Below are 24899 nucleotides of genomic sequence, written 5' to 3'. Positions count from 1 at the left end.
GCGGCACCCGCTCCCCCATTCTCATGACGCATTCCCCCATCACCGCGCCGCCTTCCCCCCAGACACCCGCATCCTCCGCGGCGACGCCCGCACCCGCCACGACCTCGTCGTCGAGGCGGCCCCTCGCACTCGCACTGGCCACGCTGGCCGTCCTCGCCCTGCTGGTTCTGTCTCTGTCCACCGGTGAGTACTCGATCCTTTCCCAGGACGACGGCTGGCGGATCTTCCTCGCCGTGCGCGTTCCCCGCACCATCGCCCTGATCCTCTCCGGTGCCGCCATGTCCATGAGCGGCCTCGTCATGCAGCTGGTCACCCAGAACCGCTTTGCCGAACCCTCCACGACGGGCACGACCGAATGGGCGGGACTGGGCCTGCTCGTCATCATGATCGCGTGGCCGGGGGCCCCGATCCTGATACGCATGACCTGCGCGATCACCTTCGCGTTCGCGGGCACGATGGTGTTCTTCGCACTCCTGCGACGTGTCTCCCTGCGCTCCTCGCTGCTCGTGCCCATCATGGGCATGATGCTCGGCGCGGTCGTCTCCGCGATCTCCACGTTCATCGCGCTGGAAACCAACACCATGCAGAGCGTGGCCGTGTGGTTCCAGGGGTCCTTCACCTCCGTCTACGAAGGCCAGTACGAGATCCTGTGGATCGTCACCATCGTCGTCGCAATCGTCTTCATCATGGCCGACCGCCTCACAGCCGTGTCGCTCGGCGAAGACATCGCTGTGTCCCTCGGCGTCAACTACCACCGCATGGTCCTCATCGCGACCGGCCTAGTCGCCGTCGCCACCGGCGTCGTCACCGTCGTCGTCGGTTCCCTGCCCTTCCTGGGCCTCATCGTGCCCAATCTGGTCTCCATGACGATGGGCGACAACCTGCGCACCAACCTGCCGTGGGTGTGCCTGGCGGGCATCGCCCTGGTGACGGTCACCGACCTGCTCGCCCGCACCATCATCTCCCCCTTCGAGATGCCCGTTTCCGTCATCCTGGGCGTCCTCGGAGCCTTCGTCTTCATCGCGCTCGTGCTGCGCCAGGCCAAGAAGGGAGCCACGCTGTGACCGCCGCTTCTCTCCCCTCGATGAACGAGGCCGCCGCCACGTCCCCCGCCCAGGCCTCGTCCATCACGCGCCCGACACGCCGTACCGGTGCCTTCGTGTCCCCCGCCGCCAGGCGTCGCTGGTGGATCATCTTCGCTGCCGTGTGCGCGGTCGCGCTCCTGTCCTGCATCGGACTGCTCGTGTGGAAGAATCCCGCGCACTTCGGAACACCCGTTTTCTGGCGTCTCGCGCGTCGGCGCGCCTTCGCGGTCCTGGCGATCACCCTGGTGGCCGTGTGCCAGGGCATGGCCACGGTCGCCTTCCAGACGGTGGCGAACAACCGCATCATCACGCCTTCCATCCTGGGCTTCGAGTCCCTCTATCGGGCGATCCACACGTCCACGATCTTCTTCCTGGGCGTCGCCGGACTCAACGCCTCGGCGACCGTCGGCAATTTCGTCGGCCAGTTGGGTCTCATGATCGCCCTGACGCTCGTGCTCTATTCATGGCTGCTCACCTCGCAGCGCGCCTCGATGCACGCGATGCTCCTCATCGGCGTCATGCTCGGCGCGGGCCTGGGTTCCATCTCGACCTTCATGCAGCGCCTCCTCACGCCTTCGGAGTTCGACGTGCTCACCGCCCGCCTCTTCGGGTCCATCGCGAACGCGCAGAAGGAGTACTTCCCGATCGCCGTCCCACTCGTTGCGGTCGCCGCGCTCGCCCTCGTGCTCATGACACGCAGGCTCTCCGTCCTCTCCCTCGGACGCGAAACCGCCACAAACCTGGGACTCAACCACCGGCGCACGTCGGTCGTGGTCCTCGTCCTCGTGTCAATCCTCATGGCGACGTCGACCGCGCTCGTGGGTCCCATGACATTCCTCGGATTCCTCGTCGCGACGCTGTCCTACCAGTTCTCCGACACCCACGACCACCGCTTCATCTTTGCGATGGCGGTGGCCCTCGGAATCGCGATTCTCTCCAGCGCCTACTTCGTCATGAACCACATCTTCAACACGCAGGGCGTCGTCTCCATCATCATCGAGTTCGTCGGCGGACTCGCGTTCATCGTCACTATTTTGCGAAAGGGCCGCCTGTGATTTCCATCGATTCCGTCGTCAAGCAGTATTCGCCGTCGGTGCGCATCGGCTCAATCTCCCTCGACATCCCGGCGGGCGGCATCACGGCGCTCGTGGGTCCCAACGGGGCGGGTAAATCCACGCTCCTGACCATGATCGGGCGTCTCCTCGGCATCGACGAGGGCACCATCGAGGTCGGGGGCCTCAACGTCGCCACGACGAAGTCCTCCGAGTTGGCGCGCACCCTGTCGATCCTGCGCCAGGAAAACCACTTTATCTCGCGCCTGACCGTGCGCCAGCTCGTGGGATTTGGGCGCTTCCCCCATTCCAAGGGACGTTTGAACGCCAAGGATGAGGCGATCATCGACCGCTACATCGGCTTCCTCGACCTGGAGGACCTGCAGGCTCGTTACCTCGATCAGCTCTCGGGCGGCCAGCGCCAGCGCGCCTACGTCGCCATGGTGCTGGCCCAGGAAACGGACTACGTCCTGCTGGACGAGCCCCTCAACAACCTGGATATCGCGCGCAGCGTCGAGATGATGACGATGCTGGAACGAGCCGCCCGCGAATTTTCGCGCACCATCGTCATCGTTCTACACGACATCAACTTCGCGGCGCGCTACGCCTCACAGATCTGTGCCCTCAAGGACGGGACGGTCGCTTTCATGGGCACGCCCGAAGAGATTATGCGCGACGAGGTCCTCACCGACATCTTCGACACCCCCGTCACCGTCGTGCCGGGTCCCAACGGCCCGATTGCCTGCTACTTCTGAGCGTGCACGCGCGCTCGGCCACGACTCGACTGTCACCGGTCGCCCGACGCTCCCACGGCCTCGTCATTCACGAGGCCGTGGCCAGTTAGAATGATCGCACGGCCCACGCTCGTGCGTGAAACAGCCGTGAAACTTTCACTGTCCCTGGGGGTTCCCGTGCACGTCGGACTCATCGTCCTTTTCCTGATTCTCGCCGTCGCTCTCATCGCGGGTGGCCTTTATCTGTTTGCCTCGGGCCTGACCGCGCGCGTCGGCGTGTGTCGCCCTCCTCTGGGGCTGCGCCTGGCGGGCATCACCCCCGGCTCGCAGGCCTGGGAGCGCGTCCACCGCGCCGCATGGCCGATTCTCTTCGGCGGCGGGGTCCTGGGTGCCGCCCACGGCATCGCGCTGGCTGCCACGACCCTCATGGACGCGCGACTCTCCGTCCCCATCGTGTTCGTCGTGTCCGGTGTCATCGTCGAGGCCGGCCTGTGGCTGGTCGCGCGCGGCGCCGGCAAGGCGTCCCTGTCCTAGGACTTTCACGCGCTCACTCACGCCGACGCACGCGATGTACCGCGCCCATGCGGCATGGAACCCCGACCTCGTTGCTCTCAGACGAGGTCGGGGTTCCCAGTATGAGGGGCGAAATTCAGCCCTTGGGGCGCTCGCGGCGGTCCAGCATGTACAGGGCCAGCTTCGAGGGTTCGAGCGCGCGCACGGCGTGCGGCAGGCGCGTGCCGAAGTGGATGACGTCGCCGGGCTTCAGGACAACGGTGCGGCCGTCGGCCTCGATCTCGAGGGCGCCCTCGAGCGTGTGGAGGATGACGGGCATCGCGGCCGTGTGCTCGCTGAGGATCTCGTCCTTATCGAAGCTGAAGAGGACCAGGCGCACGCCCTCGGCGTGCATGACGGTGCGCGACACCGTGGCTTCCTCGTTGACCTGGATCATCGAGGCGATGTCCTGCAGGTCCGTCATGATGGGCGTGGGGACCTCGGTGTTGGATTCGGGCGAGAGGCTCAACTGTTCTCCTTGGGTTTGCGCGCGACGATGGCAACGCCGCACAGGTGTCGGTCGTATTTCTTGAACGTACGCGCCATCGTGATGACGCGCTCGCGCAGATCTTTGTCGCGGGCGATGTTTCGCATAATGCGCAGAGCGCCGCGCACGCCCTCGTCGGCGATCATCCGGCCCGGTTTGAGCAGGGCCATGGGAGCCATGCGGGTCTCTTCGACGACGAGGCCAACGTCCTCGAGCGCACGCCTCCAGTCGGCAACGGTCAGGGGGCGTGCGTTGACGTTGATGGCCCGCGCCAGCGCCTTCCTGATCTCGGTGGCGGGTTCCTCTCCAATGGAGTCGGGGCGCATCGCCAGCTCGTGGATGACGTAGCGTCCGCCGGGGCGCAGGATGCGGGCGGCTTCGCCCATGATGGCTCGCTTGGCCTTCTCCCCCTGCATGGAGAGCATGGCTTCGCCGACGACGACGTCCGCGCTCTCGTCCGGCAGGCCGGTCTGCGCGGCATCGGCATTCACGCAGCGTCCCACGCCCGAGGCGATGGCGTTGACGCGCGCGCACGCGTCGGGATCGCGCTCCACGCCTGTGTAGGAGGCGGGTCCGACCTCGATGATCGCCGAGGCCGTGACGCCCAGGCCGGGCGCGAATTCAACGACGTCCGCGCCGGGTAGGACGGCGCGTTTGAGGGCCCAGGTGCTCAGCGCCAGGCCGCCGGGGCGCAGCACCGTTTTACCGGCGCGCGCGAGCACCCAGTGCCCGGGTGCCTTCTCGACGGGCCGGTCGGCAAAAGGCAGGGCCTCCGCCGCGGATTTAATGTGAGTTGCCATATACGCAAGTATATCGTTATCTATTTACTCGCGCAGGGCTATACCCCTCTTAAATCCTCCGACGGAGGCCCTCTATCAGCGCTTACAGGCCGATAATCTGGCCAAACTCACGCTTGATCCGTTCGAGACGCTCGTACGCCTCATCCCACGGCACCGGCTCGCCCTCGGGGGCGGGCAGGATGACCTCGAGGTAGCACTTGAGCTTGGGTTCAGTGCCCGACGGACGCGCAATCACGCGGTCCCCGGCCTTCGTCAGCACCAGCACGCCGTCCGTGGGCGGCAGACCCTGATACCCCTCCGACAGGTCAGAGACCTCGACGACCGGCGACCCCGCCAGCTCGCTGGGCGGCTGGGCGCGCAGGCGCGCCATACCAGTCGCGATCTGCTCGATCTCCTCGACGCGGAAGGTCAGCGGACCGGTCACGTGCAGGCCATGGGCGTGAGCCAGGCGATCCAGCTCGTCCCATGCGGTACGCTCCTCGGTCTTGAGCGCGGCGAACAGCGACGCGGCGACGACAGAAGACGCAATACCGTCTTTATCGCGTGCGATGGCGGGATTCGGGCAGAAACCAATGGCTTCCTCATAGCCGAACGCCAGCTCGGGCGCGCGAGCGATCCACTTGAAGCCCGTGAGCGTCGTGTGGTGGACCAACCCGTGCGCGTGAGCGATGCGGGCCAGCAGACGCGAGGAGACGATCGAGTTCGCCAGCGATCCCTGGATGCCACGCGAGGCCAGGAACTCACCCAGCAGGCAGCCAATCTGATCGCCGCTCAGCGGACGCCATCCGGCCTCGGCGGCGGGGTCTGGAACCGCGAGCGCGCAGCGGTCCGCGTCGGGGTCGACCGCGATGATGAGGTCGGCGTCCTCGGCGCGGGCCTGCTCGATCGCCATGTCGAGGGCACCGGCTTCCTCGGGGTTCGGGAAGGGCACGGTCGGGAAGTCCGGGTCGGGCTCTGCCTGGGCGGCCACGAGCGACACGTGCGTGAAGCCAGCTTCCTCGAGCACACGGGAGGTGAGCGGGGCACCCACGCCGTGCATGGCGGTCAGGACGATGCGCAGGTCTGCGCGCGCGGCGGCGTCACCGGAGGCCAGCTTGACGGCCTCAGCGACGTATTCGTCGCGCGGGTCCACGGCCTCGACCAGGTCGTCGTTCATGGGCACCTGGTCGGCGGGGGGCGTGGCCTCGATGGCCGCGGCGATCTCGGCATCGAAGGGCGGGACGATCTGGACGCCCTGCCCGTCGCCCGTGACGACGCTGCCGCCCAGGTAGACCTTGTAGCCGTTGTCGGGTGCAGGATTGTGCGAGGCCGTGACCATGACGCCCGCGTCCGCGCCGAAGTGGCGCACCGCGAAGGAGGTGAGCGGGGTCGGGTTGGCCTGGGGCAGTGCGAGGACGCGCACGCCTGCTGCCGAGGCGACACGGCAGGCGGCCGTGGCGAACTCGGAGGAGCCGTAGCGGGCATCGCAGCCGACGACCAGGGTGGGGGTGCCGGTGGCGTGTCGCTTGACGACCTCGCACAGGCCAGCGGTCGCGCGGATGACAACGGCCAGGTTCATGCGGGATTCGCCAGGACCCACGACGCCTCGCAGGCCCGCGGTGCCGAACTCGAGGGGGCCGTTCATGGCGGCACCGACACGGGCGAGCGCTTCCTCGTCTCCGCCGCGCGCGGCCTCGATATCAGCCTTCAGGGACGAGGCCGTGGCCGGATCCGGGTCGTGGTCCGCCCAGCGCTGGGCTTTGTCGAGTAGTTCCATTGTTCAGTCCTCCAGTCCTGCCAGGATGGCGTTGGTTGCGGAGACGCCCAGGCGGGAGGCTCCGGCGTTGATCATGGCCAGCGCCGTTTCGGCGTCGCGAATGCCGCCCGAGGCCTTGACGCCCAGGGCGTCGCCGACGGTGGCGCGCATGAGCGTAACCGCGTGGGTCGAAGCACCACCGGCGGGGTGGAAGCCCGTCGAGGTCTTCACGAAGTCAGCGCCGGCGGCCTTCGCAGCCATGCAGGCGGCGATGATCTCGTTGTCGCTCAGGGCGGCCGACTCGATGATGACTTTGAGGACGCGCGGGGCGGGGACGACGCGGCGCACCGCCGCGATCTCCTCTCTCAGCTCGTGCAGTCGGGAGTCCTTGACCAGCTCGATGTTGATGACCATATCGATCTCGTCAGCTCCGTCGGCGACGGCCTGAGCGGCCTCGAATGCCTTGACCTGCGGTTTAACAGCACCGGAGGGGAAGCCCACAACGCAAGCGACTTTCAGGCCCTCGGGCACGTCCAGGGGCAGCATCGAGGGAGAGACGCACACGGAGAACGTGCCGGCCGCGGCTCCTTCTTCGACGATGCGTGCCACGTCCGCTGCGGTGGCCTCGGGCTTAAGGATCGTGTGGTCGATCATCGCGGCCACGTCGCGCTTTTTCATAGGAGTCCTTTCGTCTCGTCTCAGAGCTTGGCCAGCGGCAGAGCCAGCTCCATCATGGCGGTGAAGGCAGTCTGACGCGCCTGCGCGTCCGTCACCTCGCCCGTGACCAAGGAGTCGGAGACAGTGAAGATACCCAGGGCCTCGACGCCCGCGTGGGCGGCCGTCGCGTACAGACCAGCGGTCTCCATCTCGACGGCGAGGATGCCCATGCGCTGCCAGGCCTCGTTGAAGGTCGGGTTCGCGTTGTAGAAGACATCGGAGGACATGATGTTGCCGACATGCACCGGGACAGAGGCTTCACGGGCGCGGTGTACAACTTCTTCGATAAGACGGAAAGACCCAATGGGTGCATACGTACCCGGAAGCTGGTACTGCTCCACGAACGCCGAGTTAGAGCATGCTGCCTGAGCAACGACGACATCGTACAGGTGCATGTCGGGCTGGAGCGCGCCACAGGTGCCCACGCGCACGAGACGTTTGCAGCCGAACTCGTGGATCAGCTCGTAGGAGTACAGGGAGATGGACGGGATACCCATACCCGTCCCCATGACGGACACGGGCGTGCCCTGGTAGGTGCCGGTGAAGCCCAGCATGTTACGCACCGCGTTGAACTGCTGGACGTCCTCCAGGTAGTTCTCGGCGATGAACTTCGCGCGCAGCGGATCACCGGGCAGGAGGATCGTCTCGGCGATAGGGGCGGTGGGGTTGATGTGCGGTGTCGAACGCATGTGTCATTTCCTTCGTCAAATCACGGAGCAATCAGCTCCTCGGCATCTTTACCGTGTGGCGAGATTATTGCCGCCATTAGCAATATGTCAATAATTATATTGACAAGTGTTCAACGTCTCTCGCGCCATCACCTACTTCCTTCATAACATCGCGCTCACGCATATCCAACAGCGCGGCCGCCAGGTCCTGATCCACCACAAGATGCGTCGCAATCCCCATACGCAGCGCCGTATCCAACGCACGCATTTTCACATTTCCGCCCGCGACAACCAGCCGCACAGGACGAGTACGCAGATGTTCCAGGGAAATGCTGACAGTGCGCGCCTCAAGCTCCGGAATCGCGACCTGCCCACTCTCCGTAAAAAAGTGAGAAAGTGCGTCACCGACGGCTCTGTGTAGCAGCGTATCTACTTCTTCCTCACCCAGGTGCCCGAGGTTGAGAGAAATGACTTCGTTGCTGATCGCACCAATCGTAAAGACAGCCACGTCAACGTTACGGCCCTCTTCCAAGATCTTCATGATCGCCTGGTCCTTGCACACGATCGATGCCGTCTTCGTACTCTGAAAGATGACGGGAAGGGGCAGGTAACGCGGCTGCGCGGTGAAGGCCTTGCAAAACGCGCGCATCACCTCGAAGTCGTGCGTCGCACGCGCAGAGAAGGACGTCCCGCCCTTGAGCTGGACAACGCGCACGCCCTGACGCGGAGAACGAGTCAGGTAAGAGGCGACCGCACTCATCGTGCGGCCCCAGGAGATACCCACGCTCATGCCGTCGTGGACCAACTGGCTCACCAGGTCGGCACCGACGCGACCAACCTGATCAATGGCCTCGTCCTCCGTCACGGCGTGCCCGTGCGCGACGCGCACGCATGATAATCCGTAGCATCGCTCCAAACGGGCAGCCAGTTCAGAGGCCTCATCGCGGGGATCATGTATTGAAATGGTAACGAAACCACGATCACGGCCGTGGGCGAGGAGTTTGGCGACTGTGGGACGCGAGATGCCCAAACGGGCGGCGACTTCAGCTTGACTCAAGTCCTGCTGATAGTAGAGCTTGAGCGCATCAATCGACTGCTCATCACGCTTATCCACGTATTTTCCTTCCTCGCCCCGGCCGCGCCGCGATCAGGACACCGTCTCCAAAACCACACCGCGAGGAAGATACGTCCCCCCAGCACTGATCTCGACGGCGCCGGTCAATGTTTCCAATGCCCGTTCAATCCGCCACTCATCGTCGGTATGAAGAGTGAGCAGAGGCTGACCCTTCGTGACGGTCTCGCCCGGCTTGGCATGAATCTCAATGCCGGCACCCGCCTGCACCGGATCATCCTTGACGGCTCGGCCCGCGCCAAGTCGCCACGAGGCGACACCCACGCTCAGGGCATCCATACCAACGATCATTCCATTGCCTTCAGCACACACCTCGTGAGTGTGCACGGCACGAGGCATGGCTGCGTCGGGGTCACCGCCCTGCTCGCGAATCATCGCGCGCCAGCGGTCCATGGCGCGCCCGTCGCGCAGGGCGGCCTCCACGTCAGCGTCGTGCACGCCAGCAAGATCGAGCATGTTACGGGCAAGCTCGCAAGTCAGCTCAACGACATCGGCAGGGCCACCGCCCGCAAGCACCTCGACGGATTCTTCAACCTCGAGGGCATTGCCGATCTTCCTGCCCAGCGGCACGGACATGTCGGTCAGCAGAGCGCGCGTAGCGACGCCCGCGTCGCGTCCTAGGTCCACCAGAGTGCGAGCCAACTCGCGCGCACTGTCGATGTCCTTCATGAAAGCACCCGATCCAACCTTGACATCCAGGACGAGGGATCCCGTGCCCTCCGCGATCTTCTTGCTCATGATGGAGCTGGAGATCAGCGGAATCGATTCGACCGTCGACGTGATGTCGCGCAGCGCGTAGAGCTTCTTGTCCGCGGGTGCCAGACCCGACCCTGCCGCGCAGATGACCGCGCCGCAGCCTTCACCGAGCTGAGCCAGAATCTCCTCGTTGGACAGATTAGCGCGCCACCCGGGGATGGACTCCATCTTGTCCAGGGTACCGCCCGTGTGCCCCAGGCCTCGGCCCGACAGCTGCGGGACGGCCACGCCGAAGCACGCGACGAGCGGAGCCAGCGGAAGCGTGATCTTGTCGCCCACGCCTCCCGTGGAGTGCTTGTCTGCAGTCGGTTTGCCAATCCCGGAGAAGTCCATGCGCTCCCCCGAACGGATCATCGCGTCCGTCCAGCGGGCGATCTCGGCGCGGTTCATCCCGCGCAAAAAGATCGCCATAGCCAGGGCAGACATCTGCTCGTCCTTGACGACGCCCTTCGTGTAAGCGTCGATCACCCAGTCAATCTGGTCGGGGGTGAGTACTCCCCCATCCCGCTTCGTGCGGATAATGTCAACGGCATCAAACAGTGCCAACGTTTCCTTCTTTCTTCTGAGACGAGGCCTGGGCCGCGTCGCGAGCATCATCTGACCTGGCGGTGCCGCGGGAGGCAGCCTCCTCCAGGTCGTGGGGGCCAAAGGCACCGGGCAGGACCTGGGTCATGTCGGCGACGCCGCCTGGCATGAGGACCAGGCAGGAGGGGCCGCCATGCTCGTAAATGAGCTGGCGGCACCGCCCGCACGGGGCCACCGGAACCCGGTCCCCGTTGACGGCGACAACCGCGACGAGTGTGCCTCCGCCGGTGCGGATCAGGTCCGAGACCATGCCGCACTCGGCGCACAGCGCCACGCCGTAACCCGCGTTCTCCACGTTGCAACCGCTGACGATACGGCCATCGGCACTCAGGCCCGCCGCGCCCACCGGGAAGTGCGAGTACGGACAATACGCGTGTGTCATCGCGTCGATGGCGACGCCCAGCAGGGCGTCCCAATCGATCGTCGTCATCTGTTCCACGCTCCTCACTTCACGTAGGGAATGTTCTCGGCCGCAGGGGCGCGCGACTTACCGACGAAGCCAGCCACAGCGACAATCGTCACCACGTACGGGATCATCGAAATCAGGTTCGCGGGAATCGAAGGCTCAATGTTGGGCAGCATACGGGCCGTCGCCTGTGCGAAGCCAAACATGACGGCTGCACTCATCGCACCAATCGGATTCCACTTGCCCAGGATCATCGCCGCAAGGGCAATGTAGCCATTACCCGCAGAGATGTTGTCCGTGAACGCCAGACCCGATCCGATCGTGAAGAACGCGCCCCCCAGCCCTGCGAACGCAGAACCCAGGATCGTGTTGGCAGTGCGCGTACGCCCCACGTTGATGCCGACCGTGTCGGCCGCGCGTGGGTGCTCACCGCACGCCCGCAGGCGCAGACCCCAGCGAGATCGGAACAGGAAGAACGACAGCGCGATGACGGCCGCGTACATGAGGTAGACGAGGATCGACTGATCGAACAGGACCGGCCCGATGACCGGGATCTCGACCAGGCCAGGGATCGGGAGGTCGGGCAGCGAGTAGCGGTTGGTGTTCAGGACATCCTGAGCATCCTTCATGATCGTCCCGTACAAGAAGGTCGTCAGACCCAGCGCCAGGACGTTCAGCACGACGCCGATGATAATCTGATCCACTCCGTACTTGACGGAGAAGAGCGCCAGCAGCGCCCCCAGCAGAGCGCCCGCGAGAGGCGCGGCCACAAGGCCCGCGTAAGCGGTCTGGAAGTAAGAGGCCGCCATGATACCCGCGAACGCTCCGACCAGCAGGTCACCCTCAATCGCGATATTGACAACGCCGACACGCTCAGAGATGACACCCGACAGTGCACCGAAAATTAGTGGCGTCGAGATCGCCACCGTCGACACGAGCGTCGAGGTGAGCGTCACTGCACCCGCCGAATCCGAACCCGCGTACAGCAGGAAGCCCAGAATCGTAGACACGCCGACAACGCTCATCCCTACTGCCCGTGCCCACGACGGAACATCGATGCGTCGGACAGTCACAATCAACTCACATGCGGTCACCAGAATGGTCAACGCCACAAGCACCCACACGATGGGAGCACCAGACGTGACGATGTCGGGGATCGAGTACGACTGCGACTTATCGTTCAGTCGAATCGTCACATCACCGTGCGTCGAGACACCAAACACCAACAGCAGGATGCTGGCAGCCACATACACGACTGGGAGCTTCCACGAGCGCTTGACCAGAACCTGCGCGTCCTTCTCAACTGTGCTCATTCGTCGTTCCCCTTTCCAGCAGCCGCCAGACGCTTCGCATCAGGCAGCCTGAACAGCCACCGCACCAGAGCCGGGGCAGCAATCAGCAACACGATCACTGACTGCAAAATCAAAATCATGTCAATTGGCACATTCTTTGCCTGCATCGCATAACCGCCCGCCTTAAACGCACCAAACAGCAGACCAGCACCGAACGTGCCCCACGCCTTGTTGCGTCCCAGCAGAGCGACCGTAATCGCGTCAAAACCAATCGAACCGGCCACGTCACGCGAGGCGTATCCGAGAGTGCCCAAGGCCTCGTTCGCACCCGCCAACCCCAGGAAGGCACCCGAGAACAGCATCGTGACCGCCGTGATGCGCTCAACCGAGATGCCCGCCGTACGTGCCGCCGCAGGATTCGCACCCACGACACGAATCTGGAAACCGAGCGTCGAGCGCTCCATCAGCCACCAGAAAATCACCAACGCAATAAGCGCAACGATGATGCCACTGTGCAGCTTGATCGGCCCATCGAAGAACTTCGCGAAGGCAGCCGTGTCAGCCACGTTAGGAGTGACCGGCTGGTTCGAACCGGGCCGCTGCCACGACGGCTGCGACAGGACGTATCCCAGCCCCAGGACTGCAATCGAGTTGAGCATGATCGTGACGATGACTTCGTTAGCCCCCGTCTTTGCCTTCAAGACACCCGCGATGCCAGCGTACGCAGCGCCCGCGATAATCGCCGCAGCCACAGCGACGAAGGTGTGAACGACCGGAGGAAGGTTCATCGAGAAGCCCACCCACACGGCCGCGAGTGCGCCAACGATCATCTGGCCTTTACCGCCGATGTTGAACAGTCCGGCACGGAAGCCGAACGCGAGACCCAGACCCGAAATAATCAAGGGAATCCCAAAGAACACCGAGTCTGTCAGCGGCTTAATCGCGCGCATGAACGTCGACGCCTGCGGGTCCACGATGGCCCCGCGGAACATCGCGTAGTAGGCGTCTGTGACGGAAGCCCCCGTAGCGGCAATCAGGATCGCTCCGATCGCGAAGGCAATCAAGACTGAGAGCACCGACACGAACCCCTGCGAGCCAACAATCCTCGTAAACATGCCCAGGGAGGCAGTCTTCTTCTTACTCATTGCTCCTCCTGTCCTTCGCGAGCGTCAACCGCGCCACCGCGATGCGAGGTCGCCACGGCCTCGTCCTGAGGAACGCCAGCCATCATGAGACCCAAGACATCACGCTGCGTATCCGCAGGCACAATGCCGACGATACGACCGCGATACATGACGGCGATCCGGTCGGCCAGCGCCACAACCTCGTCGAGCTCCGACGAAATCAGCAGCACTGCGCACCCCTGGTCGCGCACCTCTACGATCCTGCGGTGAATAAACTCGATCGACCCGACGTCGACGCCGCGCGTGGGCTGGTTGACGACCAGCAGCTTCAGCTCTCGTGACATTTCGCGCGCAACGACAACCTTCTGCTGATTACCACCCGACAGGGAGGAAATCGGATCATTGATCGACGTCAGGCGGATGTCGTATTCCTCCTGCTTCGCTCGCGCATTGCGGGCAACCGCTCCCAGCTTGCGCGACGGACCCCAGGCAAACTCGGGCGCATTAAACTGATCGAGGACCAAGTTGTCAGCAATGGAGAAAGAAGACACCATACCGTCTGTCATACGGTCTTCGGGAACGAACCCAACCCCAGAATTCAGGGACTTTCGAGGATTCGCGCGAGTAATATCCTTTCCCTCGAGGGTGATCGTCCCGCTATCGGGAGTACGAAGGCCAAGGATCACCTCCGCAAGTTCGCTCTGACCGTTGCCCTGCACCCCGGCAACCGCGAGGATCTCACCACGCTGAACCTTGCATGACACATGATCAAGTTCGGGCACGCCACCCGCGCCTAGCAGGGAGACATCATCCAAGACGAGGCCACCTCGGCGAAGCCGAGCCGGTTCCTTATCGACGCGCAAAAGAACCGGGCGCCCCACCATCTGCGAGGCCAGCGAAGCCTCAGAGTCCGTCGGGGAGGCCGTGCCGACGACCTTTCCACGACGGATCACCGTGATATCGTCAGCAACTGCACGCACCTCGCGCAGCTTGTGAGTAATGAAGACAATCGACGTCCCCGCATCGGCGAGCTGACGCATGATCTTCATCAGTTCATCCGTCTCTTGCGGTGTCAGCACGGCCGTCGGTTCGTCCAGAATCAAGACCTTCGCTTGACGCGACAGGGCCTTGACAATCTCAACGCGCTGCTGCGCACCGACCGGCAGATCCTCGATGAGCGCATCGGGATCCAGGTCGAAGCCGAAGCGTGCCGATACTTCGCGCACCGTCTGACGCGCGCGCTCACGGCTAATAATGCCCGCAGGGCCAGTCGGCTCATAACCTAGTGCGATCGATTCCGCGACCGTGAACACCGGGATCAGCATGAAGTGCTGATGCACCATACCAATGCCCGCAGCAACAGCGTCACCCGGGCCTTTAAATGTCACGGGCTCACCATCGATGATGATCTGTCCCTCGTCAGGCTGGTGCATCCCGTACAGGACGTTCATCAGCGTGGACTTTCCCGCACCATTTTCACCAAGCAGGGCGTGAATGTGCCCCTCCTCGATCGTCAGATCGATCGAGTCGTTAGCAGTGAGGGGGCCAAACCTCTTCGTGATCCCCCGCAGCTCTAGTTTCATTCCTTCGACCTTCCCCAACACCGGTGGGCGATAGGCTCCCAACACCCGGGTGGGGCTGCGGACAACTCGCCGACAGCCCCACCGCTGGGAGATCACTTCGGGGCGTTCGGCGACTCAACCTTCAGCGTGCCAGCCTTGATGTCCTCGGTGAGCTTGTTCAGTTCAGACTTGAGTTCATCGGACACCTGAGCATCGAAATCGTGGAAGGGTGCCAGGGAGACGCCGCCGTTAGCCAGCGTACCCACGAACGGTTCCGGCGTGAACTTGCCATTCACCGAGTCCGTGATGGTCTGCTCGACAGCAGCACCGATCTCCTTCTTGACCGACGTCAGCACGATCGAGGAGTAGTCGGGGTTTGCCTCGTACCAGTCGGAGTCCACACCGACGATGCGCGTGTTACCGTCAGCCTTGGCAGCCGCCGCGGCACCCAGGCCCACGGGGCCGGCGACGGGCATGATGATGTCGGCGCCCTGCGAGATGAACTGCTGCGCCTGCTGCTTGCCCAGTGCCTGATCGTCGAAGTTCTGCGTGAACGAGCCGTTCTGAGATGCCTTGTCCCAGCCGAGCAACTGAACGGAGGTACCATGCGCGGCGTTGTAGGCATCAACGCCGTCAGCGAAGCCGTCCATAAAGACTGTCACCGCAGGGATCTGCATGCCACCGAAGGTGGCAACCTTACCCGTCTGCGACATGCCGGCCGCCGCGTAACCCGCAAGGTATGCAGCCTCAGCCGTGTTGAACAGCAGCGGACGCCCGTTCTTAAGGGTGACGGTCTCCTTGCCTTCGCTGAAGCTGGAGTCAATGAGGGCGTAATGCAGGTCCGTATTGTCATCTGCGGACTTGTGGATCGCCTGCTCGAGGTTGAAGCCGACGCCGATGATCAGGTTGCAGCCGTCGGAGACCATGGACTCAACGTTGGGCGCAAAGTCCGTGTCGGAGCTGGACTCGGCCGCGTTGATCTGAATACCCAGCTTGCTCTGGGCATCCTTCAGTCCGTTGTACGCTGACTCGTTGAAGGACTTGTCGTTCCAGCCGCCGGCGTCCGACACTGCGCACGCCTTGAAAGACGCGGCGTCCTGGGCCTTGCCAGAGCCGCCGGAGGTTCCACCTCCGCCACATCCAGCCAGCGCGAGCGCGACAATACCCGCCGATGCGGCGAGCCTCGTGAAATGCTTCATCTGTGTGATCCTTTGTTGAAGTGATTCTTCGTCGAACCGTGAGCTACACAAGCCCCGATTCGGTTCGCACAATCACCGTGCGAACATTTGCATAAATCGACTTTTACGTCTGATCTAAGTGTCCCGTGCTGCAACACCCATGTCAAGGTTTATTTGTTCTCGCTTTGGTAACGGTTAACTCGTTTTGATAACGATTAAGTTGCTTTAGCAACGATTAAGCCGGCGGCAAGCTTCCGTGCAGCGACACCAATCGCTGCGTTGAAAGCTTCGCCGCCGGCCAACCCGGCGAGAGATTACTTCGGGGCGTTCGGCGACTCGATCACGAGCCGTCCCTTCTTGATATCCTCCGTCAGCTTGTTCAGATCCTGCCGCAGCTCCTTGGGAACCTGGGTTTCGAAATCATGGAAGGGAGCAAGCGACACGCCACCATTAGCGAGCGTACCGATGTAGTGCTCCGAGGTGAACTTCCCCTTGACCGAATCCTGAATGGCCTGCTCGACAGCAGCACCGATCTCCTTCATGACCGAGGTCAGGATGATCGACGAATACTGGGGATTGGTCTCGTACCAATCCGAGTCGACGCCAACGATCAGCGTCTTGCCGTCAGCCTTCGCAGCGGCCGCAGCACCCATTCCGACAGGACCGGCGACGGGCATGATGATGTCAGCACCCTGCGCGATGAACTGCTGCGCCTGCTGCAGCCCCAGCGACTGGTCATCGAAGGAATCCGTGAAGGCTCCTGTCTGGGTGTCCTTGTCCCAACCAAGCACCTGCACGGAGGTCCCCTTCGCCTCATTGTAGGCTTTCACACCGTCCGCAAATCCGTCCATAAACACAGCCACGGCGGGGATCTGCGCACCACCGAAGGTCGCGACCTTACCGGTCTTTGACATCGCCGCCGAAGCGTAGCCCGCGAGGAAGGAAGCCTCGGACGCATTGAACAGCAGCGGACGCCCATTCTTCAGGACCGCCTCGTCGGTGCCGTCAGTAAAGGTCGTGTCGATCATGGCATAGTTGCGATCAGGATGCTGCAGGGCAGACTGATGAACGGCCGGCTCCAGGTGGAAGCCAACGCCGATGATCAGCGTGCAATCGGCGGCCACCATCTTGTCAACGTTGCCGACGAAATCATCCTCTGTGTCAGACTCGGCGGTATCCACCGTGACCCCCAGATAGGACTTCGCCTCCATGAGGCCGTCGTAGGCGGACTCGTTAAAAGACTTGTCCTGCCAACCGCCGGTATCGGAGACAGCGCATGCCTTAAACGGAAGCTCAGCCTTGGCTTCACCAGACTGAGCGGCTTTTCCCCCTCCGGCACAGCCGGTCAATGCCAGGGTGACGGCGCCCACAGCGGCGGCAAATGTGGTGATGTGCTTCATGACGATCTCTCTCTATTGACGTGAACTCTCTGACGACTCGATAGTGGCGTGGAAAACATGCCTCCTTGAGAATACAGGGAATTTATCAACAATGCGAACCGGCGGTTACACCGTATCCAAGTATCCTGCACGAGTGTCACTCACGTCAAAGCAAAACGCTTACCTGCTGGTAACGATTTGGGCACGACGTGCCAGGAGACCGGCGAGACCACACACAGCAAGCACACACACCACAGGCACCCCTTGCGTATCCGCACCTGTTCGCGCCAACACACCGCCTGACTTGGACGCGCCTGGATCCTTTTTCGAATCCTCCGGAACACTCACGACCGGCTTGCTCCCCTCGCCAGAATCGGCAGATGGAGACGGAGCTGCCACACCCGCACACGTCACCGGGATCGACAAACCGTCTGAGGCCTCGACGACCGTCGCGAAGTCGGTGGCGACAGTGACGGGCACGTTCACGACCTCACCGGCCGCCTTACCCTCGCAGGCACCCACGACCGTCACGTCCACGCTCGCCTGCCCCGCGCCGTCCGTCGTGATGACTGCGGCGCCGTCCGATGCATGGGCATCCACGAGGGAGTTATCCACGTCGGCAACGGCTTGCGCGCCACCCGCGCTCACGTGCACCTTCGTCGTGATCGAGGGTCCTTCGGAGAAGGACAGGCCGCGCAGCGGGATCGTCACGGTCGAGCCATCGGCGACCGGCTCGGCGGGCAGGGTCAGACCAATCGAAGACTTCGCCGCGCGCGGAGCCAGACCGCTCGCAGCGTCGGCGGATCGATCCTTCGTGGGCGAATGGGCGGCCAGGTACTCGTTGAATGCGTCACGGTCCAGGTTACCGTTCGTCACGGTTGCTCCCCCGCGGGTGAGGGCATCGAAGGAATCTCCGCCGTCCAACAGGAAGTTCACGGACCCGACCGTGTAGGTCCCATCTGCCTTCAGCGGCTCACCGTTGATCGTCACCGACGTGATGCGTTGTCCGTCGGGCTTCGCCGGGTCGTAGGTGTAGCGCACGTTCGAGGACAGATTGAGCTTGAGCATCGGACGGGAGTTCTGCGAGTTCAGGTCGTTCTTCCACTGCTGTTCGAGCGCGTCCTTGAGGTCCGATCCCTTGAGGGTTACGTAGCCGAGTTCGTTGGAGAAGGGTTCAACCTCGTAGGTCTGCGCATAGGTGATGGTGCCATCCTCGTTCGGCACGAGGTCTTCGCGCAGGCCTCCCGCGTTGATCATGCCGACATCGACGCTCTTTCCGTCCGGTGTGAGGATCGTCTCACGCAGGGAGTCGGCCACCAGGTCACCGAGGGAGGACTCGATACCGCGGTTCGAGCCCGGCTCGGTCAGCCCGTCGGGGGTCGTGAAAACGCCGCGCATGAAGGGTGTCGTGTAGCCGGTGGCGACGACGCGCTTGCCAGCTTCCTTCGAGTCGGCGTCGGCCTTATCAACGATTGCCTGGGTGTCGGGGTCCGCGCCGCACTGGGCAACCTCGGCGGCCGGGATGAGGATCGAGTCGGCACTCGTGACCTGGCGCGTCGCGGGATCAATCGTCAGGCGGATCAGACCGAGGTTATCCGTGTAGGAGCCGGACGCGATACCCGCCAGGCGCGGGTTCGCTGACTCGAAGGACTCCACCGAGTTCACGTGGTCGAACTCGTAGGGCACGTGCGTGTCCCCGCCCATGAGGCCATCGACGTCCTTGCCGACCTTCGTGTAGTTGTTCTTCACGTCGTCGTCGAGCATGGCGATGACAACGTCTGCCGTACCGCTGCCCTTGAGAGATGCGGCCAGCGAGTTGATGCGCGCAATCGGGTCGCTAAAGGTCAGGCCCTCCGTCGTGCCGGGGCTCAGCTTGTAGGGGACGTCCTGCGCAATGGCCCCGATGAAGGCGACCTTCATGCCCGAGGGCGACGTCCACAGCTTGTAGTCCCCGAGGTAGGGGGTGCCGTCCCCGTAGGTGCCCATCCCCTCGATGTTGGCCCCCAGGTACGGGAAGGTCGCCTGCACGTACTCGCTCGGGTTGGAACCGTCGACACGCTGTTTAAAGACGGCCTGCCCCATGTCCAGCTCGTGGTTGCCGATCGTGGAGGCCAGTGGGTTCAGGGTGTTGAGGGCCGCGATAGTCGGGTTGTCGTTGAGCGCGCCCGAGATATAGGGGGACGCTCCAATGTTGTCGCCCAGCAGCGTGAACGAGGAGTTGGGGTTGGTTTCCCGAGCCTTCTTCAGGTAGCAGTTCATCGCGGGCAGGCCGGCCTCGCGAACGACTCCCTTCTTGGCGACCTGCTGGATGTGCCCGTGGACGTCCGTCAGGTTGTAGAGGTCCAGGGTGATCGACGGGGCCTCGTCCTGCGGGGCAGCTGCCGTCATGGTCGGCAACGACGCGAGGGTAAGCGCCGCCACCGAGGCGAACGCGAGGCGTGTCCATGGTTTACGCATGGTGTGTTCCTTTCTGAGCGACAACAATGCCGCGTCACGTGGTGAATGGGATGAGTGGGTGCTTAGGGGTGCCGGGAGCCGCGGCGCGCCGCGCTCCGCGCAGCGACGCCCGCGAGGGCGAGGAGAACGCCAGCCCAGACCGGGGCCGCCGCGTCCACGCCCGTGCGGGCGAGGGAAGCGCGCGCGTTCGCCGGCGTCATGCGCCGTGAATTTCCAGCGCCCTTTCGCCCTCCTCGGGACGAGGCCGTGGCCGGGTATCCGGTGCCGCGCGGCGTCGGGGCACCGGCGCTCGGTGACGGCGTGGATCCCGGCGCTGACGAGGTGCTGGGCGACGGGTTGGCTCCCGACGACGGGTTGGCTCCCAGCAGGTTCAACCCGATGATCTCGGGGTTGTGATCGGAGGAGCGGTATGGGTTCTCGGCCTCGACGGCCAGGTGGGCGTTCATGCCCGCGCGCGAGTATTCGAAAGCGATGGATTCCTGGGCGTTGACGGCCCAGCTGGTGACACCCGCCAGGAGAGGCTTCGCGGCGGCATTAGCAAACACGTGATCGAGGGAACCGGAGCGGCCCGAGTACACGTAGGACGCCTCACCCCCGCCGGACACGCGCTCCCACCCGGCACCCTCCAGGGCCGTCACCGGGTCCTCCTGGGAGTAGGAGTTAAAGTCGCCGACGAGCAGGGTTGGTTTGTCAGCGAATTGAGCGGCGAAGGAAGCGAGCGCGGTGGCCTGGGCGACACGGATCGCGTTCGCGTTCCCCTGCCCGTCCCCACTATCGGTATTGCCCTCGCCCGCACCCTCGGGCACGGATCCCTTGGACTTGAAGTGGTTGGCGATCACCACGAAGGAGGGTGCAGCCGCCCTCTCGCCGCTCCTACGCGCGAACTCCTGGGCCAGGGGTTGGCGCGCGAGGCCCCTAAACGCCGGATCGTCATGGATCAGAGAGGGACCGACGGGGGTGACCGTCGCAGTTTTGTAGATGAACGCGACGCGGATGACGTCCTCGTCTGCGGGAACGGTCTTGGGCGAGGGCACGTACGCCCAGGTCTCAGCCCCCGCCGCCTTGTTGAGGGCCTCGACGAGGCGCGCCAGGGACGCGTCGCGGTCGGTTCCCACCCCCACAGCCACTGGGTTTTCGATCTCCTCCAGGGCGACCACGTCCACCCCCAGAGCGTTGATCGCGGACACGATCTTGGCCTCCTGGTTTGCGAAGGCCTCGCGCGAGAACGCGCCGCGCACCTTGCACTTCTTAGCCGTCACGAAGGCCCCCGTGCGGTCGGGGTAACCCGCGCATCCGGCCTCGTCGACACCCAGGTCGGAGAAGTAGTTGAGGACATTAAAGGTCGCCACACGCGTATCCCCGCCGACCGCGGGCGCGCTCGGCCGCTGCCCGGTGATTGTCACGGGAGCGCGGTCGGGATGCCCAGCGACCAGAGAGGTCGGCTGAAAGACCCAGGACCCATGCCTCGGCTCCAAGACGACGGGAGCGGAGAACGTCACGTGATACCCGACGCGGGCAGGTGCCCCGTTCGCCAGGTACGCGTAGGGCACCTCGGTCGCCGCGCCCTTCAGCAGGTTCGTGTTCGTCCCGTCGTCGAGGGTGATCACCCGCGCGGCATTGGCGGCCTCGTAGTCGCGCGCGTCCTGCCCCGGCGCAACCACGTCGGTCGCGGCGCGCAGCGGCTCCATGCCCGGCGTGAGCGCCAGCGTCCCATACTGATTCGCCGCATAGTTGTCCGTGATCGTCCACGTTCCCTGCGGATCCAGCAGCATCGACTCGTATGCCTCCGCCCGCCCATCCACAGGGACACCGGTGACCGGAGTGGGAGCCACGGCCTCGCACCCGTCGACCTGCGTGAATCCGGTGGCAGCCAGCTGGGTCAGGCTCGACGGGTTGGACGTCGCGGTCGTCGCGGGGAACTCCCCAACCGTGCCACTCACGCGCACGCATGTCCCAACCGCAGGGATCTGACCGTCCTTCCCCACGTAGATGAAGAGGGCGTCCGAGCGCGCCCGCCCCTCATCCCACGCGCCGCCACTGCCCGGCGTCTGAATCGTGTACCCATCCAAGGTATCTGCCAGCCCAGACTCACCTGCCGGATACGCCGCAGTCACGACGCCAACCGTCGTCACGGTGGCACCCACCATCGCCGAGTCGTCCCCCTCCCCCACCGTCTGAATCTCCGGGATTGGGGTATCGACGGTCGCACCTTTTAGCGCGGCATCCTCAGCAGTTGCAACCGTGCGCCCAGCGGCACCTTCCGGGGTCGCGGCCGCGCTCGCGGACACGCCCCCAGTCGTCTCGACGTCGGCGGAGGGCTGAGAGCCACGACTCTCGGGGGCGCTCAGCTGCCCCTCCCCCGTCATCGACGAGGCCGACTGCCCCTTGGTGATTCCGCTCTCCTGGGCAGTGGGCGCGCCGGATGTTTCGGGGGCACGTTGTCCTCCCGACTGAGCAGGGTGTCCAACGCCCGACTGAGCAACCTGCGCGAGTTCCGCCCCGGCGTCAGTCGCCCAGGCGGCAGGAACAAGCCCCACCGTGGACAGAGTGAGTACGCCGAGTACAGCTAACGACCGAGTCCCGTGCGTCATCGGGATGTCCTCTCAACCTCGCCTCACCGTGAGGGACCCACAGGTCCCGAACCGCAGGCATCTTTACCAACGGCACCACGAGTTGCGACAAGTGTATGCGCATCCACGCACAAATGGAACCGCATGGGAGGATTCCCGTCCCCCGTGACGACATACGAGAAGTCGCGCAGGAGCGACGCGGTGCCCGACGATCTCGCCCCGGCCTCGTCCCTGTCGATGAGCGACAGTCAGGACGCCGAATACGGCGAGACGACCACCTGGGCGCGCTGAAGATCCTTAACCTCGGCGTAACCGGTCGTGGACATGGCACGCTTGAGGGCACCCACGAAGTTCAGCGAGCCGTCCGCGCGCGTCGAGGGGCCGTAGAGGATCTGCTCGAGTGTGCCCGTCGTTCCCACGTGAACGCGCTGGCCGCGCGGCATGTCAGGGTGGGTTGCCTCGGAACCCCAGTGCCAGCCGCGCCCGGGAGCCTCCTCGGCGCGAGCGATGGCCGCGCCCAGCATAACCGCGTCCGCGCCGCACGCGATAGCGCGCGCGAGGTCGCCGCTGCGGCCAATACCGCCGTCCGCGATGACGTGTACGTAACGGCCGCCGGACTCATCCATGTAGTCGCGCCGGGCCGCGGCCACGTCCGCGATCGCGGTCGCCATCGGCGCGTGCACTCCCAGGGACTGACGCGTCGAGTGGGCCGCTCCCCCGCCGAAACCAACGAGGACGCCCGCCGCGCCCGTGCGCATGAGGTGCAGGGCCGCCGTGTCCGTGCAGACGCCGCCGACGATGACGGGAACATCCAGCTCGTAGATGAAACGCTTGAGATTCAGAGGCTCACGGCGCGACGACACGTGTTCGGCGGACACCGTGGAGCCACGGATAATGAACAGGTCGACGCCTGCGTCCACGACCGCACGCCAATGCTGCTGGACGCGCTGGGGCGACAGCTTACCGGCGACGACCACCCCGGCCTCGCGCAGCTGCGTGAGACGCTCCGTGATGAGCGCGGGCTTAATCGGCTCCGAGTACACGCGCTGCAGGGTCGCAATCGATTCTTCCTCGCCGAGGTGCGCGATCTGGTCGAGGATCGGCTCGGGATCCTCGTACCGGGTCCACAGGCCATCCAAATCGAGGACTCCGATGCCACCGAGGCGACCGAACGCGATGGCCGTCTCTGGACTCATCACCGAGTCCATGGGGGCCGCCATGAGGGGCAAGTCCACGTGATAGGCGTCAATCTGCCAGCCGACGTTGACGTCCTCAGGATCGCGGGTGCGCCGTGCGGGCACGAGCGCAATGTCATCCAGTGTGTAGGCGCGCCGACCGCGCTTGCCGCGTCCGATTTCGACTTCGTGGCTCATAAACCGATTCTACTGCCTCCGGGACGCAGATGTGCCCGCCCTCTGCCACACTGGTGGAACCGGCGAGGACAGGAGCAAACATGAGCTGGATCGACGACCCGTGGATGGGTTTTGACACCGAAACGACGGGCGTGCGCGCGCTCAAGGACCGCCTGGTGACGGCGGCCCTCGTCCTGCGTATCGACGGCGCTTCCTACCGCAGCGGGGTCAGCGCCCCCGACCAGGTGGCGACCTGGCTGACCGACCCGGGCATTGAGATCCCCGAGCAGGCCACGGCCGTCCACGGCATCACGACCGAGCAGGCGCGCCGCGACGGCCGCCCCATCGAGGAGGTCCTCCACGAGCTGGCGGGTTCCATCGTCGAGCATTGGCTGCGCGGCTACCCGGTCGTCGCTTTCAACGCGACCTACGACATCACGCTGGTGAACCAGGAGCTGCGCCGCCACCGCCTGGGGTCCTTTGAGGAGCGCCTGGAGGGCGCGCCGATGCTGGTCGTCGACCCGCTCGTTTTGGATCGCAAGCTCGATCGTTTCCGCAAGGGCAAGAAGACTCTGACGGAGATGGCCCCCGTCTACGGGGCGGTCGCCTCCCCCGACGCTCACACGGCCGAGGTCGACGTGGCCATGACGCTCAACGTGCTCGCGGGCATGGTGGACAAGTACCCGCAGCTGGCCTCCATGAGCGCCCGTGAGCTCATGGATTATCAGCTCCAGGCCCACCAGGATTGGGCGGAGGACTTTGAGAAGTACCTGCGCAAGCAGGGCCGCGACGCGTCCATCGACCGCGAGTGGCCCCAGATCACGCCGCGAGGCCGCGGGGGTGACAGGGAGTAAGGGCACGTCAAGCGGGGGTCGGTGAGTACCGGCCCCCGTTTCGTTATGCCTGACGTGCCCTCCGCGCACAGGGCGCTGTCACGAGGCCGTGGCCGGGTTCCGGCGGAAGCCTCGGGCGGCGCATCGCAATGGGCCCGCAGGGCCTGGCTGGACTTCGAGCCGACGCGCCAAGCAGGCAGCCCGACTCCCACGGCCACCAACACACACGGATAGGAAACGAGCATACGGATAGGTAACCAACACTCGGATAGCTTAATAACCTATCCGGATACGCATAACCTATCCACGTGCGCATAACCTATCCGGATAGCACCGGGGTCTACACGGTTTTGCCGTGCAACGCGCACCATGCGCCACCAGTGTGGAGGGTGCCGGCGGGCCCGCAGGGCCTGGCCGGGCTTCGAGCCGACGCGCTGAGCCGC

Annotated in this window: 22 protein-coding genes; 6 read left to right on the top strand and 16 right to left on the bottom strand. The window is 64.4% G+C overall.

Annotated features, from left to right (window positions below):
• Window positions 1-23 precede the first annotated feature (23 nt).
• The 4 genes from HMPREF1136_RS07095 (at window position 24) to HMPREF1136_RS07080 (ending at window position 3405) form a co-directional block, all read left to right on the top strand.
• Entirely contained in the window at window positions 24-1064 is a 1041-nt protein-coding gene (locus tag HMPREF1136_RS07095; RefSeq protein ID WP_034505299.1) for an ABC transporter permease, read from the top strand.
• A gap of 20 nt (window positions 1065-1084) precedes the next feature.
• The gene (locus HMPREF1136_RS07090; protein WP_156791860.1) at window positions 1085-2140 is read left to right on the top strand and encodes an iron chelate uptake ABC transporter family permease subunit; all 1056 of its coding nucleotides are present in this window, start codon (window positions 1085-1087) and stop codon (window positions 2138-2140) included.
• The gene (locus HMPREF1136_RS07085; protein ID WP_009648656.1) at window positions 2137-2892 is read left to right on the top strand and encodes an iron ABC transporter ATP-binding protein; all 756 of its coding nucleotides are present in this window, start codon (window positions 2137-2139) and stop codon (window positions 2890-2892) included. Before HMPREF1136_RS07090 ends, HMPREF1136_RS07085 begins: the two co-directional genes overlap by 4 nt.
• A gap of 156 nt (window positions 2893-3048) precedes the next feature.
• Window positions 3049-3405 carry a hypothetical protein gene (locus tag HMPREF1136_RS07080; RefSeq protein WP_034505303.1) on the top strand — a complete coding sequence of 119 codons (357 nt, stop codon included), beginning with the start codon at window positions 3049-3051 and terminating at the stop codon, window positions 3403-3405.
• Window positions 3406-3520: 115 nt separating this feature from the next.
• On the opposite strand, the gene HMPREF1136_RS07075 is transcribed toward HMPREF1136_RS07080, so the two are convergent.
• From HMPREF1136_RS07075 to HMPREF1136_RS07005, 15 genes are all read right to left on the bottom strand, one after another.
• Window positions 3521-3892 (bottom strand): cupin domain-containing protein, encoded by a 372-nt coding sequence (locus HMPREF1136_RS07075; protein WP_009648650.1) that lies wholly within the window; start codon window positions 3890-3892, stop codon window positions 3521-3523.
• The gene (locus HMPREF1136_RS07070) at window positions 3889-4710 is read right to left on the bottom strand and encodes a class I SAM-dependent methyltransferase (protein WP_034505297.1); all 822 of its coding nucleotides are present in this window, start codon (window positions 4708-4710) and stop codon (window positions 3889-3891) included. The genes HMPREF1136_RS07075 and HMPREF1136_RS07070 overlap by 4 nt, the downstream gene beginning before the upstream one ends.
• Before the next feature lie 82 nt (window positions 4711-4792).
• Window positions 4793-6466 carry a phospho-sugar mutase gene (locus HMPREF1136_RS07065; protein WP_009648660.1) on the bottom strand — a complete coding sequence of 558 codons (1674 nt, stop codon included), beginning with the start codon at window positions 6464-6466 and terminating at the stop codon, window positions 4793-4795.
• A 3-nt stretch (window positions 6467-6469) separates the two neighbouring features.
• Window positions 6470-7123 carry a deoxyribose-phosphate aldolase gene (gene deoC / locus HMPREF1136_RS07060; RefSeq protein ID WP_009648647.1) on the bottom strand — a complete coding sequence of 218 codons (654 nt, stop codon included), beginning with the start codon at window positions 7121-7123 and terminating at the stop codon, window positions 6470-6472.
• Between the two features lie 20 nt (window positions 7124-7143).
• Entirely contained in the window at window positions 7144-7851 is a 708-nt protein-coding gene (gene deoD, locus HMPREF1136_RS07055) for a purine-nucleoside phosphorylase (protein ID WP_009648657.1), read from the bottom strand.
• A gap of 94 nt (window positions 7852-7945) precedes the next feature.
• Entirely contained in the window at window positions 7946-8944 is a 999-nt protein-coding gene (locus HMPREF1136_RS07050) for a sugar-binding transcriptional regulator (RefSeq protein WP_009648665.1), read from the bottom strand.
• 33 nt (window positions 8945-8977) lie between these two features.
• Complete coding sequence (locus HMPREF1136_RS07045) at window positions 8978-10264, bottom strand: thymidine phosphorylase (protein WP_009648648.1); 1287 nt, start codon at window positions 10262-10264, stop codon at window positions 8978-8980.
• A complete protein-coding gene (locus HMPREF1136_RS07040) occupies window positions 10251-10733 on the bottom strand; it encodes a cytidine deaminase (RefSeq protein WP_009648663.1) in 483 nt (160 codons plus the stop codon). The genes HMPREF1136_RS07045 and HMPREF1136_RS07040 overlap by 14 nt, the downstream gene beginning before the upstream one ends.
• Before the next feature lie 14 nt (window positions 10734-10747).
• Window positions 10748-12022 carry an ABC transporter permease gene (locus HMPREF1136_RS07035; RefSeq protein ID WP_009648658.1) on the bottom strand — a complete coding sequence of 425 codons (1275 nt, stop codon included), beginning with the start codon at window positions 12020-12022 and terminating at the stop codon, window positions 10748-10750.
• Entirely contained in the window at window positions 12019-13146 is a 1128-nt protein-coding gene (locus HMPREF1136_RS07030; protein ID WP_009648655.1) for an ABC transporter permease, read from the bottom strand. The genes HMPREF1136_RS07035 and HMPREF1136_RS07030 overlap by 4 nt, the downstream gene beginning before the upstream one ends.
• Window positions 13143-14708 (bottom strand): ABC transporter ATP-binding protein, encoded by a 1566-nt coding sequence (locus HMPREF1136_RS07025; protein ID WP_009648664.1) that lies wholly within the window; start codon window positions 14706-14708, stop codon window positions 13143-13145. The genes HMPREF1136_RS07030 and HMPREF1136_RS07025 overlap by 4 nt, the downstream gene beginning before the upstream one ends.
• Window positions 14709-14800: 92 nt before the next feature.
• The gene (locus HMPREF1136_RS07020; RefSeq protein ID WP_009648654.1) at window positions 14801-15886 is read right to left on the bottom strand and encodes a BMP family lipoprotein; all 1086 of its coding nucleotides are present in this window, start codon (window positions 15884-15886) and stop codon (window positions 14801-14803) included.
• 293 nt (window positions 15887-16179) lie between these two features.
• A complete protein-coding gene (locus HMPREF1136_RS07015; RefSeq protein ID WP_009648661.1) occupies window positions 16180-17265 on the bottom strand; it encodes a BMP family lipoprotein in 1086 nt (361 codons plus the stop codon).
• A gap of 159 nt (window positions 17266-17424) precedes the next feature.
• Complete coding sequence (locus tag HMPREF1136_RS07010; RefSeq protein WP_009648645.1) at window positions 17425-19701, bottom strand: bifunctional metallophosphatase/5'-nucleotidase; 2277 nt, start codon at window positions 19699-19701, stop codon at window positions 17425-17427.
• Window positions 19702-19763: 62 nt separating this feature from the next.
• The gene (locus tag HMPREF1136_RS07005; RefSeq protein ID WP_009648649.1) at window positions 19764-22292 is read right to left on the bottom strand and encodes an ExeM/NucH family extracellular endonuclease; all 2529 of its coding nucleotides are present in this window, start codon (window positions 22290-22292) and stop codon (window positions 19764-19766) included.
• A gap of 123 nt (window positions 22293-22415) precedes the next feature.
• Between HMPREF1136_RS07005 and HMPREF1136_RS10915 the strand changes: the two genes are divergently transcribed.
• Complete coding sequence (locus HMPREF1136_RS10915) at window positions 22416-22562, top strand: hypothetical protein (RefSeq protein ID WP_156791858.1); 147 nt, start codon at window positions 22416-22418, stop codon at window positions 22560-22562.
• Here the strand turns inward: HMPREF1136_RS10915 and HMPREF1136_RS07000 are convergent.
• Window positions 22520-23644 carry a GuaB3 family IMP dehydrogenase-related protein gene (locus tag HMPREF1136_RS07000; protein ID WP_009648662.1) on the bottom strand — a complete coding sequence of 375 codons (1125 nt, stop codon included), beginning with the start codon at window positions 23642-23644 and terminating at the stop codon, window positions 22520-22522. The genes HMPREF1136_RS10915 and HMPREF1136_RS07000 overlap by 43 nt on opposite strands.
• 80 nt (window positions 23645-23724) lie before the next feature.
• Here HMPREF1136_RS07000 and HMPREF1136_RS06995 point away from each other — a divergent pair, with 80 nt between their 5' ends.
• Window positions 23725-24477 carry an exonuclease domain-containing protein gene (locus HMPREF1136_RS06995; protein ID WP_009648653.1) on the top strand — a complete coding sequence of 251 codons (753 nt, stop codon included), beginning with the start codon at window positions 23725-23727 and terminating at the stop codon, window positions 24475-24477.
• The last annotated feature ends 422 nt before the right edge of the window (window positions 24478-24899 follow it).

The sequence above is a fragment of the Actinomyces sp. ICM47 genome (genome assembly GCF_000278725.1).
GTDB lineage: Bacteria > Actinomycetota > Actinomycetes > Actinomycetales > Actinomycetaceae > Pauljensenia.
Note: the sequence above shows the minus strand (reverse complement) of the source record. Positions and strands in the feature narration are given on the sequence as shown.

Coding starts and splice junctions, on each gene's coding strand:
- HMPREF1136_RS07095 (WP_034505299.1), top strand. CDS start 24: ATGACGCATTCCCCCATCACCGCGCCGCCTTCCCCCCAGACACCCGCA.
- HMPREF1136_RS07090 (WP_156791860.1), top strand. CDS start 1,085: ATGAACGAGGCCGCCGCCACGTCCCCCGCCCAGGCCTCGTCCATCACG.
- HMPREF1136_RS07070 (WP_034505297.1), bottom strand. CDS start 4,710: ATGGCAACTCACATTAAATCCGCGGCGGAGGCCCTGCCTTTTGCCGAC.
- HMPREF1136_RS07065 (WP_009648660.1), bottom strand. CDS start 6,466: ATGGAACTACTCGACAAAGCCCAGCGCTGGGCGGACCACGACCCGGAT.
- deoC (WP_009648647.1), bottom strand. CDS start 7,123: ATGAAAAAGCGCGACGTGGCCGCGATGATCGACCACACGATCCTTAAG.
- deoD (WP_009648657.1), bottom strand. CDS start 7,851: ATGCGTTCGACACCGCACATCAACCCCACCGCCCCTATCGCCGAGACG.
- HMPREF1136_RS07040 (WP_009648663.1), bottom strand. CDS start 10,733: ATGACGACGATCGATTGGGACGCCCTGCTGGGCGTCGCCATCGACGCG.
- HMPREF1136_RS07035 (WP_009648658.1), bottom strand. CDS start 12,022: ATGAGCACAGTTGAGAAGGACGCGCAGGTTCTGGTCAAGCGCTCGTGG.
- HMPREF1136_RS07030 (WP_009648655.1), bottom strand. CDS start 13,146: ATGAGTAAGAAGAAGACTGCCTCCCTGGGCATGTTTACGAGGATTGTT.
- HMPREF1136_RS07025 (WP_009648664.1), bottom strand. CDS start 14,708: ATGAAACTAGAGCTGCGGGGGATCACGAAGAGGTTTGGCCCCCTCACT.
- HMPREF1136_RS07020 (WP_009648654.1), bottom strand. CDS start 15,886: ATGAAGCATTTCACGAGGCTCGCCGCATCGGCGGGTATTGTCGCGCTC.
- HMPREF1136_RS07015 (WP_009648661.1), bottom strand. CDS start 17,265: ATGAAGCACATCACCACATTTGCCGCCGCTGTGGGCGCCGTCACCCTG.
- HMPREF1136_RS07010 (WP_009648645.1), bottom strand. CDS start 19,701: ATGCGTAAACCATGGACACGCCTCGCGTTCGCCTCGGTGGCGGCGCTT.
- HMPREF1136_RS07005 (WP_009648649.1), bottom strand. CDS start 22,292: ATGACGCACGGGACTCGGTCGTTAGCTGTACTCGGCGTACTCACTCTG.
- HMPREF1136_RS10915 (WP_156791858.1), top strand. CDS start 22,416: ATGGGAGGATTCCCGTCCCCCGTGACGACATACGAGAAGTCGCGCAGG.
- HMPREF1136_RS07000 (WP_009648662.1), bottom strand. CDS start 23,644: ATGAGCCACGAAGTCGAAATCGGACGCGGCAAGCGCGGTCGGCGCGCC.
- HMPREF1136_RS06995 (WP_009648653.1), top strand. CDS start 23,725: ATGAGCTGGATCGACGACCCGTGGATGGGTTTTGACACCGAAACGACG.